The organism is uncultured Succinivibrio sp., from assembly GCF_902756765.1.
In the GTDB taxonomy this organism is placed as follows: domain Bacteria; phylum Pseudomonadota; class Gammaproteobacteria; order Enterobacterales; family Succinivibrionaceae; genus Succinivibrio.
Genome location: NZ_CACVSS010000054.1, coordinates 13,752 through 16,886, shown reverse-complemented (window position 1 = coordinate 16,886; position 3,135 = coordinate 13,752). Strand labels below are relative to the sequence as shown.

The window sequence follows — 3,135 nt, the reverse complement described above, 5'->3', positions numbered from 1 at the left end:
TAATGCAGAACATAAAGAATACCTGACAGTACAGTGAGGTATAGAATATACTTTCCATAGGTTCCAAGCATGGTGGTAAATTCGACTCCTCTATAGGCATTATCCCTCCAGAACTCAAACATCCAGGTTAGAGGAAAGATATATTTAAAGGTATTGACCCAGTCAGGCAATACTGCTGCAGCTAAAAGAGCTCCTCCCAGAATAAAACCTGGAGGAATAATCAGAATCATTCTGCTTCCACCTTCTGAAGGATTGGTTGTGTTCCATGTGATAATGAATGCAAGCATTCCCAGTCCCAGCGCGGTCATAAAAATACTTGGAATATGTAGAAAATAATTTCCGGCAAATCTTAACTGTCCAAACACCACAATAGCCGAAGTTACCAGAGTTATGGCTGTGGTGTAGATTAAAGCGTATGGAACAAGTCTTGCTATAAGTACAATTACGCTTTCGTTCAATACGGAATTCCAGCGGTTGGTTACTTTAAGCCTTCCTATAATCATCAGTACGGTGATACCGAAGATGATGGAGGAAAAGAAATATATAAAAGCCGAGCAGATAGATATAGTTGAAGACAGTGTCGGATTATACAGATCTCTGTCAATTATACTGATAGGCTGCATCAGTGCCTGAGTTTTTTCCTGACTGGTTTCCATTTTGAGCGCGATTCTGGTACCCGTACTCTGAGCTCCGATCTCTGAAATTACGCTCTTGAGATTTGCTATAGCCTGCCCATTCTGCGCCATGTTTGAGTAATCGGCAAAATATCCAAGATTAAAGGTTTTCTCTGCTCGCATTACTGCCTGTTCAAGGCCTTTTGGAATATAGATGACTCCGATATTTCTATCGTGAGCAAGCAGTTTCATTACTGGAAGCGGGGTGTGATAAACCTCTGTTACCTCAATATAAGCACTGGTGTTAAGCTGCTGTATCAGACTGGTTGAGTAGTTGGAGGCGTCAAGATCAATTACTGCAATTTTTCCTTCAAACACTGCACTGTGAGTCATAGTCACTGAGAAGAATAAAGTTGTAAGAATCGCCATCATGAAGGCCGCCAGATGATAGGGAATAAAGTGACCTGACATCATCGCATCAACTTCTTCGAGGATTGCATCGGTGATTTTTTTAATCATTTTCAACCTCAAGAGTCATTCCGGCAAGACAGCTCTCTGGCTTTTCAAGGTACACTCTTACCTTGAACATGGTTAAATCCGCCTGTCCGTGTTCTCTGGTCATTCTAAGATCTGCAAAGGAAGGGGCTGCGGTAACAAATCTGATAATACCGCTGACCTCTTCATCGGTAGCAATTACATTTGCGGTTACCTTCTGGTTTTCCTTAAAGTTTAAGACCTGCTTCTCATTTACATAAATATCAAAATACTTACGAGATGACTCTAGTAAGACTGCAGGCGCATTTGGAGAGATCATCTCTCCTTCCTGATACAGGAGTTTTAAAATCTTTCCGTCTTCTGGGGCTCTTAAAGTCAGTCGTTCATAGTTTAGATTTAGAATCTCCAGTTCCGTATTTAACTCTTTTAAACGGGCTTTCATTTCAGACAGCGTGTTGTCCATGTTTTTAATGTTGGCTCTGGTATTCTCAATAGCGGTTAAGGTCATGCCTTCAGCACTTCCCGTAGTTCTGAGCTTTTCTTTCTGTTCGGCAGTTGCTCCTAAAGATATGGAGTCAAGCTGACGCTGAGCCTGAATTCTTGCCTGAGTTGCCTGACTCTGGGCGCTTTCGTTTGTGTCATAGGCTGATTTGGATATACTTTTCGAGTTAATCAGCTGTTTTGATCTTCCGAACTCAACTTTTGCCAGTTTTTCTGCAGATTGTGCTGCCTTTAATGCGGCGTAAAACTGTTCTATCTGTCTCCACTGTGAGATTTCCTGAAGTCGGCAATCCTGAGTCTGAATCTTTATTGCTTCCTGCTGCTGTCTTATGGAAGCTTCCTGAGCCTGAATCTGAGCCTGCAGCTTTTGGATGGAAAGAGAGGTATCCTTGTCATCTAGCACCATAAGAACCTGACCTTTTTTGACAAAGTCTGCCTCTTTTACCTTACGTGACAAAAGACGTCCACCAACATTTTCAAAGGCTATATTTACCTCATCTGCTGTCAGCACTCCTGATTTTATTCTCTGTGCAACAGAGGTGGCATCTCCTCTTGAACCGATATAGATTAGAAAGGAACTGATACTAAGCAGAATCAGCATTATGATAATAAGACGAACAGAACGTCTGTCTGTTTTAAGATGAATTTTCCTCATAAAAGTGCAGTGCGGATACTGAAACAGACGTTGAATTCTCAACAGAAAATAACTCTGTTACCGTCAGTTTGTATCAAGAATCGCATTCTACAAAAATAAAAAATTTTATGTACGATACAAAATGCATATTTATGTAAGTAATCTGCTTATTCACATAAATCCTTAAGTTCTCCTTTCTCCATTAATTCCCTGACTCTCAATAGAGGAAAAATTTCTTTTGGTTTAAACTAATCTGAATTGTTCGTCTATTCAAAAATTTTGCTGTAATAATGCATGATTAGCATTTCAACCGGATTTATTTATGCGCTTACTTCATACCTCTGACTGGCATCTTGGTGCTTCTCTTTACGGCTTTTCAAGACTTGAAGAGCAAAGTTTCTTTCTAAAATGGCTTTATCAAACCATAAAAGACAACTCTGTGGATACTCTTTTAGTCTCAGGAGATGTCTTTGATTCAGCTTCTCCATCTAATGCAGCGAAGACTTTGTACAGTAATTTTCTTGCCTCTGTTACTGATACATGCTGTCGCAATATAGTAATTACAGGAGGTAATCATGATTCTCCAAGCTGGCTTGATGCCGATGCAAAAGTATTCCGTAAATTAGGCTTCTATGTACTGGGGCAGGCAACAGATAATCCTGACGACGAACTAATTGTTTTAAATGATAAATCAGGAAAGGCCTGTGCTGTAATCTGTGCGGTACCTTATCTTAGAGAACGAGATCTGCATTCCTTTGAATTTGGTCAGGGAATAGAAGAACATGAGAAGCAGATTGCTGAGGGGATAAGAAGACATTATTCTGATATAGCTAAAAGGGCAGAGATGGTTTCAAAGCAGTATTCACCAGCTCTGCCTGTAATTGCCATGGG

The 3,135-nt window shown here is 40.4% G+C and carries 3 protein-coding genes; 1 reads left to right on the top strand and 2 read right to left on the bottom strand.

The features are described 5' to 3' along the window. Together QZU45_RS08270 and QZU45_RS08265 are read right to left on the bottom strand one after the other, a co-directional pair. Positions 1 to 1,133, bottom strand: a 1,133-nt coding sequence (locus QZU45_RS08270) for an ABC transporter permease (RefSeq protein ID WP_295354011.1), incomplete at its 3' end; no start/stop codon positions are given. Next, complete coding sequence (locus QZU45_RS08265; RefSeq protein ID WP_295354008.1) at positions 1,126 to 2,265, bottom strand: biotin/lipoyl-binding protein; 1,140 nt, start codon at positions 2,263 to 2,265, stop codon at positions 1,126 to 1,128. The genes QZU45_RS08265 and QZU45_RS08270, both read right to left, overlap by 8 nt. A 301-nt stretch (positions 2,266 to 2,566) precedes the next feature. Here QZU45_RS08265 and sbcD point away from each other — a divergent pair. Continuing rightward, positions 2,567 to 3,135: exonuclease subunit SbcD (sbcD, locus tag QZU45_RS08260; RefSeq protein ID WP_295354005.1), on the top strand; the 569-nt coding region annotated here is incomplete at its 3' end.